Below are 15,446 nucleotides of genomic sequence, written 5' to 3'. Positions count from 1 at the left end.
AGTATAGGTACTCCTCACTTTTAGCCACTATTTCAGGTCAGTCGTCATCCTATACACACGCTTCGAGGCGACGACAGCAGTGTCCAATAGTTCTGTTTCATTTCGTGCATGGCACCGATGGACACCAGACCGTCACCTCTCAACACTTCCGCACGCCCCGTCAATGCCGAACAATCCCCATCTTGCAGCGCAAAATACAAAAAGGAAGAGAGCATATGAAGTCGCTTGGTCGTATTGCGTTGGTCACGGGTGGTATGGGTGGGATTGGCACTGCGATAAGCCAACGCCTGTACAAGGAAGGATTCAAGGTCATCGTGGGCTGCAGCTCAGATTCCGCCCGCAAGAAAGAATGGATGGCGAGCCAACTGGAGGCGGGTTATCAATTCGAATGCATCTATGGCGACATCACCGATTGGGAATCAACGCGCAAAGCGTTCGAGATGGCTCGTGAGCAGTACGGCCCGATCGATGTCTTGGTCAACAATGCCGGCATCACACGTGATGCGTCCTTTCGCAAATTGACGCCCGAAGACTGGAACGCGGTCATCGGCACCAACCTGAGCGGCCTGTTCAACACCACCAAACAGGTGATTGAAGGGATGCTGGCCAAGGGTTGGGGACGGGTCATCAACATCTCCTCGATCAACGGTCAGCGCGGCCAGTTCGGCCAGACCAACTACAGCGCGGCCAAGGCCGGCATCCACGGTTTCACCATGGCCCTGGCCCGGGAAGTGTCCGGCAAGGGCGTGACCGTCAACACCGTCTCCCCAGGTTACATCCAGACCAGCATGACCGCGGCCATCCGCCCGGACATTCTCGACACCATGATCGCGGCCACACCGGTCGGGCGTCTCGGTCAACCTGAAGAAATCGCTTCCATCGTGGCCTGGCTGGCTTCCGATGAATCGGCCTATAGCACCGGGGCCGACTTCTCGGTCAACGGCGGCATGAACATGCAGTAGACCTGTCAGGGCATGGATGCCCTGCTTTCGCTCGACAACATCTTAATGAGGTCACGCATGAACGAAGTCGTAATCGTTGCCGCTACTCGTACCGCCATTGGCAGTTTTCAAGGTGCCTTGTCCGCGATTCCAGCCACCGAGCTCGGCGCGGCGGTCATTCGCCGTTTGCTGGAAGAGACCGGTCTGGACGGCTCGCAGATCGATGAAGTGATCCTCGGCCAGGTGCTCACCGCAGGCTCGGGGCAAAACCCGGCACGCCAGACGGCTATCAAGGCCGGCCTGCCCCATACCACCCCTGCACTGACCCTGAACAAGGTCTGCGGCTCGGGCCTCAAGGCTGTCCAGCTGGCGGTCCAGGCCATCCGTTGCGGCGACGCCGAACTGATCATTGCCGGCGGTCAGGAAAACATGAGCCTGGCACCGTATGTGTTGCCCAAGGCCCGCACCGGTTTGCGCCTGGGTCATGCGCAACTGCAAGACAGCGTGATTCAGGATGGTTTGTGGGACGCCTTCAACGACTACCACATGGGCATCACCGCCGAGAACCTGGCGAGTAAGTACGAACTGAGTCGCGAAGACCAGGACGCTTTCGCCGCAGCCTCACAACAGAAGGCCTCTGCCGCCATCGAAGCGGGTTACTTCAAGCGTGAAATCACCCCGATCCTGATCCCTCAGCGCAAAGGTGAGCCGCTGGTCTTCGACACGGATGAACAACCGCGTCCAGACAGCACACTGCAGGCATTGGGCAACCTCAAACCCGCATTCCAGAAAAACGGCAGCGTCACCGCCGGTAACTCGTCGACCCTCAACGACGGTGCCGCCGTGCTGTTGCTGGCCAGCGCCGCCAAGGCCCTGTCCCTCGGGTTGCCGGTTCTGGCACGCATCAAGGCATACGCCAGCTCCGGCGTGGACCCAGCGATCATGGGCATCGGACCGGTGCCGGCCACCCGCTTGGCATTGACCAAAGCTGGCTGGAGCCTGGACGACCTGGACCTGATCGAAGCCAATGAAGCGTTCGCCGCGCAATCACTGGCAGTTGGCAAGGAACTGGGTTGGGACACCAGCAAAGTCAACGTCAATGGCGGCGCGATTGCCCTCGGTCATCCGATCGGCGCATCGGGCGCGCGGATTCTGGTGTCGCTGTTGCACGAGTTGATTCGTCGCGACGGCAAAAAGGGTTTGGCTACGTTGTGCATCGGTGGCGGCCAGGGCGTCAGCCTGGTCATCGAGCGCTAGAAACACAGGAGTGTTTGCTTAAGTTGCTGACGCGGCGCCGAAGTCCGGCGCCGCGGTTTTTTTCTGCCCGGTTTACGTCAGTGGGCAAGGAGTTCCATGGACAATAACGCGCATACCTTCAACACCTTCTGGTCAGGCCAGGTTCCGTTCATTGCCTCCTTTGCAGTGCAACAATTACGTCTCTGGGTCAGTAGCAATCCGTGGTTTACCGGCCAGGAATACAACGAGTGGTTTGACCTGCCGCGCGGCACCCTGGACAGCCTTCAATCGGATTACCAGCAGCAATGGGGCGAACTGGGTCAGCAACTGCTGACCGGTCAGCCATTCAGCTTCGACGATCGACGTTTTGCCAGCGGCAACTGGAGCCAGCCACTGTTCGGCTCGCTCGCAGCGTTTTACCTGCTCAACGCAGGGTTTCTGCTGAAGCTGCTGGACAAGTTAGCGATTCCGGACAAAAAGCCGCGCCAGCGCCTGCTCTATCTGGTGGAACAAGCCATCGCCGCCGGGGCGCCGAGCAACTTTCTGGCCAGTAACCCCGATGCGCTGCAACGGGTCGTCGATACCCAGGGCAGCAGCCTCCTCACCGGCCTGTTGCACCTGGCCAGCGACCTGCAAGAAGGCAAGATGCGCCAGTGCGACGCCGGCGCCTTCAAAGTCGGCGTTGACCTCGCCAACACCCCCGGCGAAGTGGTGTTCGAGAACGAACTCTTCCAGCTCATCCAGTATTACCCGCAAAGCGAAACCCAGTACCGGCGCCCGGTGTTTGTCGTGCCGCCGTCAATCAACAAGTACTACATTCTCGACTTGCGCCCGGACAACTCGATGGTTGCCCATCTGTTGAAACAAGGGCACCCGGTGTTTCTGATGTCGTGGCGCAACTTCGACCAGGAACACGCTGGCACCACCTGGGATGACCTGATCGAAACCGGCATCATCAAAGGCCTGCAAATCACCCGTGAAATCAGCGGCGATCAACGGCCCAATTGCGTTGGTTTCTGCATCGGCGGCACCTTGTTGAGTTCGGCGCTGGCCGTCCTGGCGGCGCGCGGCGACCGCGAGATTGGCAGCGTGAGCCTGTTGACCACCTTCCTCGACTACCTCGATACCGGCCCCATCGACATCTTCGTCGACGAACAATTGGTGGCCTACCGCGAGCGCACCATCGGCGGCCTGGATGGCCCCATCGGCCTGTTCAAGGGCGAGGACATGGGCAACACCTTCTCGCTGCTGCGCCCCAACGACTTGTGGTGGAACTACAACGTCGACAAATACCTCAAGGGCCAGAAACCGATCCCCCTCGACCTGCTGTACTGGAACAACGACAGCACCAACCTCCCGGGCCCGATGTACTGCTGGTATCTGCGCCACACCTACCTGCAGAACGACCTGAAATCCGGTGAGCTGGACTGCTGCGGGGTCAAGCTGGACCTGCGCGCCATCGATGCTCCGGCGTACATCCTCGCCACCCATGACGATCACATCGTGCCGTGGAGAAGCGCTTACGCCAGCACCGAGTTGCTCTCCGGGACCAAGCGTTTTGTGCTGGGTGCATCAGGGCATATCGCCGGGGTGATCAACCCGCCGGCCAAGGAAAAACGCCACTACTGGACCAACAACCGGGTCACCAAAAACCCGGAAACCTGGTTCAAGAACGCCCAGCAACATTCCGGTAGCTGGTGGAATGACTGGTTCGTCTGGCTGGCTGAACAGTCCGGCGAACGCCAGCCCTCGGTGCTGCACACCGGTAACGCCCAATACCCGGCGATCGAGTCGGCACCTGGGCGTTATGTGATGCAATGATCGACAACCCCGCGCGATAACCACTATGGCGCGGGGACTCCCTCTTCACTCATCCTCGTAAAAACAGCACATACGCTCAATATCCTCGCGGCAATCCCGGCAATCATGTCCTCCTCACTCACACCGTAAGGACATCGTCATGGCCATCGCAAAAGCTGTTCCTGGCAAAACCCTGCTGACCCCGACCGACCACACCCTGATCATGATCGATCACCAGTCGCAAATGTCCTTTGCGACCAAGTCGATCGACGCTGTCACCCTGCGCAACAACGCCGCACTCGTGGCCAAGGCAGCGCGCGGCTTCAAGGTCTCGACCATCCTGACCACCGTTGCAGAGAAGAGCTTTTCCGGCCCGATCTTCGACGAAATAAAATCAGTGTTCCCGGAACACAACGTCATTGACCGTACCAGCATGAACACCTGGGAAGACGAGCGCATAGCTGTCGAGGTCAACGCTGCCGGCAAACAGAAAATTGTCCTGGCCGGTCTTTGGACTTCCGTGTGCATTGTTGGCCCGGCGCTGTCGGCGATCGACCAGGGTTTTGAGGTCTACGTGATTGCCGATGCCTGCGGCGACGTCACCACCGAAGCCCATGAAATGGCCATGCAACGCATGATCCAGCTCGGTGCTCGCCCTATGACCTCGTTGCAATACCTGCTTGAACTGCAGCGGGACTGGGCTCGCAGCGAGACTTACGAGGAAACCGTGAAAACCTCGATTGCCAATGGTGGTGCCTACGGTCTGGGTCTGATCTATGCCAAGACCATGTTCGGTGCCTCGGAAGGCCACTAAGCGCCGTCTAAAAACAAGCGACTCCGGATATTCTGGAGTCGCTGTCCTCGTGATGAATGATCCATGAAGCTTTCCTCGCAAGACCTGAAATTCGCACTGCCGTTCTGGGTGTCGGTGCTGTTCGCGGACTCGGCCGGGGTCGCTCTGGCTGACGAATCGACGCAAAACTCCCAAGGCTTTCTGGACGGTGCATCGTTGTCGGTGCTCAGTCGAAATTTCTACCTCAACAGTGACTATCGGTCACCCTCGCCTGCGGGCAAAAACTACAAACAGGAATGGGCTCAAGGTTTTATCGGTGCTTTTGAATCCGGATTCACACCCGGCACATTTGGATTTGGCCTGGATGCCCATGGGTTTCTGGGGCTGAAGCTCGATGGCGGCAAGGGCCATTCCGGGACAGGACTGCTTCCAGTCGATGCTGATGGCCGCAGTGAAGACAATTACTCCAGCGGCGGCGCGGCGTTGAAAATCAGGGCCTCCCGAACCACAGTGGCCTTCGGTGAAATGATGGTGGAAACCCCGGTGTTCGACACCGCAGACAAACGCCTGCAACCGGAGTACGCCACGGGCTTTCTGTTCAACAGCCGTGAAATCGACGGTATGAATCTGGTGGCCGGTCACTTTACGGCGTTCAAGAACCAGGACAGTTCTTCAAGCAAGGACGACTTTTACGGCTACGGCGCCAACACCGAGGCGGGAGGCATCTCGTTTCTCGGCGCTGACCTGTTCACCCAGAGTCCCGTCGGAGGAGCGCTCTACGCTTCCGAGCTGACTGACACCTGGCATCAGTACTACGGCAACCTGCACCTGAAACAATCCGGAATGTTCCTCGACGCCAATGTCTATCACACGCAGGACACCGGCCAGGCGGTGGCCGGCGCGATCGACAACACGGCGTTCAGCCTGTCGGGAAAATACACTCACGATGCCCACGCGTTGACGCTGGCTTATCAGAAAATCAATGGCGACACGCCCTTCGATTTCGTCGGAGGCGACTCCATCTACCTCGCCAACTCGATCAAGTACGCCGACTTCAACGGCGCCCATGAACGTTCCTGGCAAGCACGCTACGACCTCGACCTGGGCCCCTACGGGATTCCCGGGCTCAACTTCATGACCCGTTACGTGAAAGGAAACCAGATCGACGGCACCCATGCGCCCAAGGGAGGAGCCTACAACCCGTTCGACGAAACGCTCGGTGAGTACGTACCTCAACAAGGGGACGGCGGGCGGCATTGGGAGCGAGACATAGACCTGCGCTACATCGTGCAATCCGGATTGGCCAAGGGCTTGTCCCTGCAACTGTCCCATGTGTCGCACCGGGCCAATAGCGCACAGGCCGGCGATGATATCGACAGGATCTACGTCGTTATCCAGTACCCGCTGACCTTCGGGCACCTATGATAAAAATGGCGGAAGGCAGCCGGAGTCGAACCTGCCCGGGAACGGATGCCGTCCCCAACCGGGTTTGAAGCCCGGCCGCGCCACCGGGCGCGATTGCCTTCCTTGAAGTCAGTGCTCGGTGCGTTGGGCCAAGGCATTGTCGAGGCGGATATGGCGCTTGTCGCCAAACCGTCGCGTCAGGCCGATCCGGTCGAAGTATTCGAGAATCTGGATGCTGCGCTTGCGCCCCAGGCCCACGGCATCACGAAACGCCGTGACCTGAATCACCGGGTTTTGCGCGGCCAGTTGCACAAGCATAGCCGCCAATCGGCGGATCATCGTGTCGGTGTAGAACAGGTCACGGACGACTTGATGCGCCCTTCCCAACCTCGCCATTTTGCACAGCAGCAAGCGCACGGCCGCCTCGTCATGGTCAAGGTCGCGCACCCACGGCGGATCAAAACCAGCCTGTTCGAACAACGGTTGCAAGTGTTGCCACAGGGCTTCCTCGTCTTCGCTCAAGCGCACCTGATGATCGGGCAAATGCAGCCATGGCCCGCTGGCGACAATGGCCCCGCTGGCGAGTAATTCGTCGAGCAGGCTGATGAACGTCGGACGGTCCAGCGCTGTGCCGGTGAACCGCCGCAGCCGGTCCCGGTCCGGGCCCATTTGATCCGGTTCCAGTTGATGAAAGCGTGCGAGGTGTTCCAGTAACGGCGCTTTGAGCGCTTCCCAGCGGGCCGCACTGAACAGCAACGGACCTTGGCGAGTGTCGATCAGGCGCACGTCATCGGGCAAAACCCACGTATTACGGGGGCGATTGAACTGGCGCTCCAGACGCTGCGGATCGAGCCCGGTGTCGCTGTTGGCCAATAACGCCGGCAGGCTGTCTTCCAACTCTTTGCGTGTGGCGAGGGCGTGTAGCTGCGCCAGCCGCTCGGGGCTTCGGCGTTGTCGGGTCGGTGCAAACGGGTCGAGCACCCGCGCGCCGCCGAGGGTGCGTTGGGCGCTCTGGTCACGCAGGATCAACGGATCGCCCTTCACGGCCTGCACCGGCGTATTCAGCAGCAGTTGCGCGAACATCCGTTCACCCGGCGCCAGGCGGGCGCCTTCCAGCAACGCCACCCGCCCGGTCACGTCCTGAGTCCCGACGTGAACGTGTACGGGTTGAAAGTGCTCGAGGGCCTTGGGTTCACTGGCTAACAATTGCAGGTCGACATCCACTCGCTGGGTCGGCGCGTACAGCCACTCGGCCAGCAACCAGTGACCACGATGAATCTGTTCCAGGGCCAAGCGTTCGGCACTCAGGTTCAACGCCACTCGCTGTCCGGCCATTGCGACTTCAGCAGCCCGATTCTGTGCATGCAGGCCGCGCACGCGAACGGGTTTGCCCTGGGGGCCGAGCATCAGCGTATCGCCCACCGCCACCACGCCAGACAACGCAGTGCCGGTCACCACGATACCGACGCCGGCCACATTGAAGGCGCGATCAATCGCCAGGCGAAAACCGCCGATGGTGCTGCGTTGAACGACTTCACGCTGCGCCTCGAGCAAGGCTTGCCGCAGGCTTTCGATGCCCTCCCCGGTCACACTCGACAGCGCAATCAGCGGCGCGTTGGCATAAGGTCCCGGCGCCAGCAATGTCTGGATCTGCTCGCGGACGACGTGCACTCTGGACGGTTCGACCCGGTCGCATTTGCTGATCGCCACCAGCGTCCGAGGGATGCCCAGCAGTTCAACGATGGCCAGGTGTTCGCGGGTCTGCGGCATGACGCCATCGTCGGCCGCGACCACCAGCAACACCAGATCAATGCCCTGAGCCCCCGCCAGCATGTTGTGGGTGAAGCGCTCATGACCGGGCACATCGATAAAACCGGTCAGGGCCGCTTGCGGTTCCAGCGCCGCGTAGAGGTAGCCGAGGTCGATGGTCATGCCGCGTTCACGTTCTTCCCGGCGACGGTCACCGGCCTGGCCGGTCAGGGCCTGGAGCAAGGCAGTCTTGCCGTGGTCGATGTGCCCGGCGGTGCCGACGATCACCCTATGTCTCCTGTAATTGAACGAGTTGCGCCAGCCACGCCGGCTCATCGTCCAGTTGCCGCAGGTCCAGCCACAACGCATCGTCATCAATGCGCCCGAGCACCGGAATCGGCAACGCACGCAGGGCTGCTTCCAGCCCGTGCAACTGTCGTCCGCGAAGACGTTTGGACGCGAGAGGTCGCAGGCATAAAGCCGCACTCGGCAATCGCGCCACCGGTTGGCTACCGCTGCCGATCATGCTCAGCGCAGCTACCGCGCTGACGCTCCAGCCGTCGCCCAGGATGTTGGCCAGCGAGGGTTGCAGGCGCTCAGCCTGGGCCAGGATATCCGCCTGGGGCCGGGTCAGCAGGCGCAAACTCGGCAGCCGTTCGGCCAGTCGATCTGGATCGCGGTACAGGCCCAACACCGCTTCGAGGGCGGCCAGGGTCAGTTTGTCGACCCGTAAGGCGCGCTTGAGTGGATTCTTCTTGATCTTCGCGATCAGGTCTTTGCGACCGACGATCAACCCGGCCTGTGGCCCACCCAGTAACTTGTCGCCACTGAAGGTGACGATGTCCGCACCATCGATCAGCGCCTGGCGCACCGTCGGCTCGGCGGGCAAGCCCCAGCGCGTCAGGTCCAGCAGGCTGCCGCTGCCGAGGTCTTCAAGTAACGGCAAGCCGTGTTTATGCGCGAGATGCGCCAACTCGTCAGTCGGCACCCGGGCGGTGAAGCCTTCGATGTTGTAGTTGCTCGTATGGACGCGCATCACCAAACCGCTACGGGGGCCGATGGCCGCCTCGTAATCCCGGGCATGGGTGCGATTGGTGGTGCCGACTTCGTGAAGCCTGACCCCGGCCCTGGCCATGATGTCGGGAATGCGGAAGGCGCCACCGATTTCGATCAGTTCGCCCCGGGAAATGATGCCTTCCTTACGCGCGCCCAGACTGTTAAGTGTCAGCAACACCGCAGCGGCGTTGTTGTTGACCACCGTCACCGCCTCGGCGCCGGTCAGCTCGCGGATCAGGCCTTCGATCAGGTCATCACGGTCGCCGCGCTTGCCGCTGTGCAGATCGAATTCCAGATTGAGCGGGTAGCGTGCCGCGAGTTGCACGGCGTCGATGGCTTCCTCCGGCAACAATGCTCGCCCCAGATTGGTGTGCAGCACCGTGCCGGTGAGGTTGAACACCCGGCGCACGTTGCTGCGATGCTGAGTGGCCAAGCGTTCGCCCGCCCTGCCCGCCAACACTTCAGGCGCGATTTCAATGGCGTCGAGTTGCCCTGAAAGCACCGGTTCACGCAAGTCATCGAGCAATTGCCGCAAATTCACCAGCAACGCGTCACGCCCATAACGCTCGGCCAGCGGTTGGCAAGCGGGATGGCGCAACAGACTGTCGATGGAAGGCAGCCGGAGAACCTGGCTGGCGGGTCTGGAGGACATCAGGCGCTCCTGATTACGAATGACCGTAGCGCCTGAGTGTAGCTGCTGAGCTCGGAGGGATAGCTTAGAGGGAAAGCTCAAAGGGGTAGCTCAGCCACCTCCCGGTGCCAGCAACAGATTAGGCGCCGGACGCAGGTAGCCTTCCTGCTCCAGGCGCATGTCCAGCAGCAGGCTGGTCAGGTCCGTCGAGAGCGCTTCGGCCTCGGCGTCGTTTTCCAGGTAAAGCAGTTTCAGGTAGCTGCGGCAGCCGGGACAGACCTCCGCGCGCAACGGAGCCTGATTGGCGGCGTAGCGGTCGTCATCGAGGCTGACGTATTCAAGGCCTTTGCTTTGTTCGCAATACACGCATTTGACCCGCACCACATGCCATTCGCAGGCACACAGCGAGCACACCAGATACCGCAAGCCGTTGTACTTGCCGCGATGGCGAATCACACCGACCATGGCCGGTGAACCGCAGGCCGGGCATTGGCTGAGACTGTCGCCGGGTTTTAGCGCAAGGTCCGGCGTACTCAGCAACCAATGACTCCAGGCCACCTGCAACGCCGCGCCGAGAAACGGCACCACGGCGGCGGGCAGCAAGGTGAACTGGCCGCTGACCAGCGCAATCGCCCAGACCTTACGTTGTCCGACGTTGGTGCTGCGCAAGGTCGCCACGGCTTTTTCCACGGCAGGTTGCGGCGGTGGCTGGTAACGCTGCAACAGCGTTTCGAGGTACGGCAGCCAATGGTCCTCGCGCACCAGACTGTCCGCGGCGAACGGCGGCAAGCCGTGTTGCTGGCACACGCGCAGGCGTTCGGCATCGGGCATGGCGGTGACGGGCGGATCGTCCATCAAACCCTGCTGCACATGGCACAGCCCGGTCACCAGCCGCAGGTAATCGGCCAGTGGATGGCCGTCGACCAGACGCTCCAGGCGCAAGGCGCGCAAGGTGAACAGGTTGTTCGGTGGCAGGTGCAGAAACGGCGGTGAACTCGCCGCCGCTTCGATCTCGCCAGGCTCAAGAATCGTCGCCACGGGGTTATCCTTTTTTGCTGATCGGCCGGTCGGGGTGCTCGTCGCGGGTCACTTCGCGGTACCACAGTTCATGGTGTTTTTTCGCCCAGGCGCGGCTGACTCGGCCATGCACCATGGCGCTGACCGACCCCTTGATCCAGATGCCGGCGTAGATGTGAACAATGATGCTCAGCACCAGGATGAAACCCGCCAACGCATGCAGCAGCATGGCCCAACGAATGCTGGTGATGCCAAAGTACTCGCTGAAATACGCACGCCAGATCACCAGCCCGCTGAACAGCAGCACCAGCATGCAAATCAGCAAGGTCCAGAACAGCAGCTTCTGCCCAGGGTTGTACTTGCCGATGGGCGGCACGCCCTCCTCCTCATTCTTGATCACCCGTCCGACTCGCCTCAGCCACAACCGATCATTGGCAATAAAGTAATTCGCGCGCCAGAAACGGATCACCAGCCCCAGGAACAGCACGAACATCACCACGCCCATGAACGGATGCAGGATGCGCGTCCACGGGCCGCCGCCGAACAGGTTGCTGAGCCAGAACAGCGCCGGATGAAACAACGCCAGCCCCGACAGTGCCGCCATCAGAAACAGAATCGCCACCAGCCAGTGATTGGTGCGCTGGTTCGAGGTGTAGCGAAGGATCGGTTTGTCGTTCATGGCCTGTCCTCCCCCTTCGGATCATAGGTGTGCACCGATGGATCGATTTCATGCACGGCGGGATCGGGGATGCTCGGGTGTTCGTCCTCCTCGACCAGTTGCGGCCCGATGCGCACGTAGTGGAAGAACCCGGCCAGCACCGCCAAGCCCATGGCCAGCAACCCCAAGGGTTTGCTCACGCCTTTCCACAGGTCCACCAGCGGACTGATGGTCGGTTGATCCGGCAGGCCGGCATACAACCGGGGCTCATCGGCATGGTGCAGCACATACATCACGTGAGTACCGCCGACGCCACTCGGGTCGTACAGCCCCGCGTGTTCGAAGCCACGGCTCTTGAGGTCGACGATCCTTTCGGCCGCGTGCTCTTTCATGTCGTCCTTGGTGCCGAACACAATGGCGCCCGTCGGGCAGGTTTTGACGCAAGCCGGCTCCAGCCCCACCGCCACCCGGTCCGAGCACAACGTGCATTTGTAGGCCTTGTGATCCTTTTGCGAGATTCGCGGGATATTGAACGGGCATCCGGTGATGCAATATCCGCAACCGATGCAATGGTCCTGGTCGAAATCGACGATGCCATTGGCGTGCTTGATGATCGCCCCCGGGCTCGGGCACGCCGCCAGGCACCCCGGCTCGGCGCAGTGCATGCAGCCGTCCTTGCGAATCAGCCATTCCAGATTGCCGGCGTCGGTTTCGTGCTCGGTGAAGCGCATCAAGGTCCAGGTTTCTGCGCTCAGGTCTTGAGGGTTGTCGTAAGTGCCGAGGTTGTGGCCGACATCGTCGCGCAGCTCGTTCCATTCCGAGCAGGCGACCTGACAAGCCTTGCAGCCGATGCACTTGGTGGTGTCGATCAGCTTGGCCACTTCCTCCTGATTGCGTACCGAGGATGGGACGGTCGTGGTGGCCGAACGGGCGATGATGTCTTGGCTGGCCATTTAGACTTTCTCCACGTTGACCAGGAATGACTTGGATTCCGGGGTCTGAGTGTTGCCATCGCCGAGGAACGGCACCAGGGTGTTGGTCAGGTAACCGTGACGCGTGAGGCCGGTAAAACCCCAGTGCAGCGGGATGCCGATCTGGTGCACCACCTGATTATTGACCTGCAGCGGACGAATCCGCTTGGTCACCACCGCCACCGCTTCTATATGCCCGCGCTTGGAACTGACACGGACTCGGTCGCCGGCCACGATGCCTTTCTCCTTGGCCAGCACTTCACCGATCTCGACAAACTGCTCGGGTTGGGCAATCGCGTTGAGCTTGCAATGCTTGCTCCAGAAGTGGAAATGCTCGGTCAGCCGGTAACTGGTCGCCGCATAGGGGTAGTCCTTGGCCACGCCTAAGGAATCCCACACCGAATCGAAGATCCGCGCCGCCGGGTTGCTGGTGGCTTTCTTGTTTTGCGGGTGCAACGGGTTGATGCCGATCGGCGTTTCGAACGGCTCGTAGTGCTCAGGGAAAGGCCCTTCGTTCATCTTGTCGACGGCAAAGAACCGCGCCACGCCCTCAGGGTTCATGATGAACGGATTCATCCCGGCTTCCGGTGGCGAGTCGGCCTTGAAGTCCGGCACATCGGTGCCGCTCCAGACCTTGCCGTTCCACCACACCAGGCGTTTTTTCTCGTCCCACGGCTTGCCTTGCGGGTCGCACGAAGCGCGGTTGTAGAGAATCCGCCGGTTCGCCGGCCAGGCCCAGGCCCAGCCCTGATGTTGCTTCATGCCGTACGGATCGCTGTTGTCGCGCCGGGCCATCTGGTTGCCCGCTTCAGTCCAGCTGCCACAGAAAATCCAGCAACCGGAAGCCGTGCTGCCGTCGTCCTTGAGCTGGCCGAAACCGGCCAGTTGCGCGTTGCCCTTGATCGCCGCGCCGGTAGCGTCGGTGAAGTCCGTGGTGGCATAGCCGTTGATTTCCTTGGCCAGTTCTTCCGGCGAAGGTTCGTCGGCGATTTTGTACGGCCAGGACAGTTTGAGGATCGGCTCGGCATAAGCGCCACCGTTGGCCTGGTAACGCTGGCGCAGACGGATAAACAGCTCGCTCATGATCCGCACATCGGTGCGCGCTTCGCCAGGGCCGTCGGCCCCTTTCCAGTGCCATTGCAGCCAGCGGCTGCTGTTGACCAGCGAACCGTCCTCTTCGGCGAAACAAGTGGTGGGCAGGCGAATCACTTCGGTCTGGATGCCGGCAGTTTCGACGTCGTTATACGGCCCGACATTGCGCCAGAACTCCGAGGTCTCGGTGGCCAGTGGGTCCATCACCACCAGCCATTTCAGCTTGGCCAGCGCCGCCATCACCCGGTTTTTGTCAGGCAACGCGGCGATGGGGTTGAAGCCCTGGCACATATAGCCGTTGACCTTGCCCTGGCCCATCAGGTCGAACACTTTGAGGATGTCGTAGTTCGGGATGTCCAGTTTCGGCAGATAGTCATAAGCCCAGCGGTTTTCGAGCGTGGCATTCGCGCCGTACCAGGCTTTCATGAGGCTGACGTGGAACTTGCCGTAGTTTTGCCAATAGGACAGCTGCCCCGGACGCAACGGTTTTTGCGTGCGTTTGACGATGTAGGCGTTGTAATCCTGCTCCGCATCCTGCGGCAAAGTCAGGTAGCCCGGCAGCGAATTGGACAGCAAACCGAGGTCAGTCAGCCCCTGGATGTTGGAGTGCCCGCGCAAGGCATTGACGCCCCCGCCCGGCATGCCGACGTTGCCCAGCAGCAATTGCACCATGGCCGCGCTGCGGATGATCTGCGAACCGATCGAGTGCTGCGTCCAGCCCAGCGCGTAGAGAATCGTCATGGTCTTGCCCGGTTGCGAGCAGGTGGCGATTTCTTCCCAGATCTTCTGCATGGCATCCACTGGCATGCCACAAATCTGGCTCGCCAGTTCGATGTTGTAGCGGCTGTAATGCTGCTTCATCAATTGATAGACGCAGTGCGGGTCCTGCAGGGTCGGGTCGACCTTGACGAAGCCGTCCTCGCCGACTTCATAACCCCAGCCGGACCTGTCGGTGTAGGCGCGTTTGGCGACGTCGTAACCGCTGAAGATCCCATCCTCGAAGCCGAACCCGGCTTTGACGATGAACGACACGTCGGTGTAGTTGCGCACGTACTCGTGCTGGATCTTGTCTTCGGTCAGCAGGTAATTGATCAGCCCGCCCATGAAGGCGATGTCGGTGCCGGTGCGAATCGGAGCGTAATAGTCGGCCACCGAGGCGGTCCGGGTAAAACGCGGATCGACCACGATCAAGCGTGCCTTGTTGTGCGCCTTGGCTTCGGTCACCCATTTGAAGCCACACGGGTGCGCTTCTGCTGCGTTGCCGCCCATCACCAGGATCAGATTCGCGTTACCGATATCGGTCCAGGTATTGGTCATGGCACCACGGCCATACGTCGGGGCAAGACTTGCCACCGTCGGGCCGTGTCAGACACGCGCCTGGTTATCGAACCCCAGCATGCCGAGACTGCGAATGACTTTGTGGGTGATGTAACCCGCTTCATTGGACGCCGCCGAGGCCGCGAGGAAACCGGTGGTCAGCCAGCGGTTCACCGTTTGGCCCTGGGCATTCTTCTCGATGAAGTTGGCGTCGCGGTCGGCCTTCATCAGGTCGGCGACGCGATCCAGCGCTTCATCCCAGGAGATGCGCGTCCACTCGGTAGTGCCGGGTTTGCGCACCTGTGGGTATTGCAGGCGACCGGGGCTGTGAATGAAGTCCAGCAGACCGGCGCCTTTGGGGCACAGGGTGCCGCGATTGACCGGGTGATCGGAATCGCCTTCGATGTGGATGATGTTTTGCGCGACGTTCTTGGCGGCATCGCCCTGGCTGTACATGATCACACCGCAGCCGACCGAGCAGTACGGGCAGGTGTTGCGGGTTTCATGGGTGTGGGCAAGCTTGAAGTGGCGCACCTGCTCGGCGAAGGCAGTCGCGGGGGCCATGCCCAGCGCGCCGAGGCTCGAGCCCGCAAGGCCGATACCAGCGACCTTGAAGAACTGACGACGGTTGAGGTCCATCGTGCACTCCTGTCAGGTGGAGACCCGGTACTTTTGCCGGGTTTTTCTGGACAAACACAGTTGTGGCAGTCTGGCTGCCGACATTTGAAACTGTAGACAATGTTAGAACTGACCGTGTGAAAACCGACCATCGGGCAATACC

At 60.9% G+C, this 15,446-nt stretch carries 11 protein-coding genes and 1 tRNA gene; 5 read left to right on the top strand and 7 right to left on the bottom strand.

The window, feature by feature from the left end; genetic code table 11:
• Positions 1 to 215 precede the first annotated feature (215 nt).
• From phbB to QF010_RS13585, 5 genes are all read left to right on the top strand, one after another.
• Complete coding sequence (phbB, locus tag QF010_RS13605; protein ID WP_033054901.1) at positions 216 to 962, top strand: acetoacetyl-CoA reductase; 747 nt, start codon at positions 216 to 218, stop codon at positions 960 to 962.
• 57 nt (positions 963 to 1,019) lie between these two features.
• Positions 1,020 to 2,198, top strand: coding sequence for an acetyl-CoA C-acetyltransferase (locus tag QF010_RS13600; protein ID WP_033054902.1), 1,179 nt, complete (start codon positions 1,020 to 1,022; stop codon positions 2,196 to 2,198).
• A 96-nt stretch (positions 2,199 to 2,294) separates the two neighbouring features.
• Entirely contained in the window at positions 2,295 to 3,998 is a 1,704-nt protein-coding gene (gene phaC / locus QF010_RS13595) for a class I poly(R)-hydroxyalkanoic acid synthase (protein ID WP_033054904.1), read from the top strand.
• 139 nt (positions 3,999 to 4,137) lie between these two features.
• A complete protein-coding gene (locus QF010_RS13590) occupies positions 4,138 to 4,791 on the top strand; it encodes a hydrolase (protein ID WP_033054906.1) in 654 nt (217 codons plus the stop codon).
• 63 nt (positions 4,792 to 4,854) lie between these two features.
• Positions 4,855 to 6,195 (top strand): OprD family porin, encoded by a 1,341-nt coding sequence (locus QF010_RS13585; RefSeq protein WP_429533292.1) that lies wholly within the window; start codon positions 4,855 to 4,857, stop codon positions 6,193 to 6,195.
• Positions 6,196 to 6,201: 6 nt separating this feature from the next.
• Here the strand turns inward: QF010_RS13585 and QF010_RS13580 are convergent.
• The 7 genes from QF010_RS13580 to fdnG form a co-directional block, all read right to left on the bottom strand.
• A tRNA-Sec gene (locus QF010_RS13580) sits at positions 6,202 to 6,297 on the bottom strand.
• 6 nt (positions 6,298 to 6,303) lie between these two features.
• Positions 6,304 to 8,211: a selenocysteine-specific translation elongation factor gene (gene selB / locus QF010_RS13575; RefSeq protein ID WP_429533383.1), complete on the bottom strand. Its 1,908-nt coding sequence runs from the start codon at positions 8,209 to 8,211 to the stop codon at positions 6,304 to 6,306.
• Position 8,212: 1 nt separating this feature from the next.
• Positions 8,213 to 9,631: an L-seryl-tRNA(Sec) selenium transferase gene (gene selA, locus QF010_RS13570; protein ID WP_429533291.1), complete on the bottom strand. Its 1,419-nt coding sequence runs from the start codon at positions 9,629 to 9,631 to the stop codon at positions 8,213 to 8,215.
• Between the two features lie 90 nt (positions 9,632 to 9,721).
• Complete coding sequence (gene fdhE / locus QF010_RS13565) at positions 9,722 to 10,648, bottom strand: formate dehydrogenase accessory protein FdhE (protein WP_429533290.1); 927 nt, start codon at positions 10,646 to 10,648, stop codon at positions 9,722 to 9,724.
• Positions 10,649 to 10,652: 4 nt separating this feature from the next.
• A complete protein-coding gene (locus QF010_RS13560) occupies positions 10,653 to 11,306 on the bottom strand; it encodes a formate dehydrogenase subunit gamma (RefSeq protein WP_429533289.1) in 654 nt (217 codons plus the stop codon).
• The gene (fdxH, locus tag QF010_RS13555; protein ID WP_429509942.1) at positions 11,303 to 12,238 is read right to left on the bottom strand and encodes a formate dehydrogenase subunit beta; all 936 of its coding nucleotides are present in this window, start codon (positions 12,236 to 12,238) and stop codon (positions 11,303 to 11,305) included. The genes QF010_RS13560 and fdxH overlap by 4 nt, the downstream gene beginning before the upstream one ends.
• Positions 12,239 to 15,304, bottom strand: a complete 3,066-nt coding sequence (gene fdnG, locus QF010_RS13550) for a formate dehydrogenase-N subunit alpha (RefSeq protein WP_429509941.1) — start codon at positions 15,302 to 15,304, stop codon at positions 12,239 to 12,241. It lies immediately after the preceding gene.
• Positions 15,305 to 15,446: the final 142 nt, after the last annotated feature.

It is taken from the genome of Pseudomonas silensiensis (assembly GCF_050434865.1).
GTDB lineage: Bacteria > Pseudomonadota > Gammaproteobacteria > Pseudomonadales > Pseudomonadaceae > Aquipseudomonas > Aquipseudomonas fluorescens_W.
The sequence above is the reverse complement of the archived record's forward strand: the minus strand, read 5'-3'. Positions and strand labels throughout refer to the sequence as shown.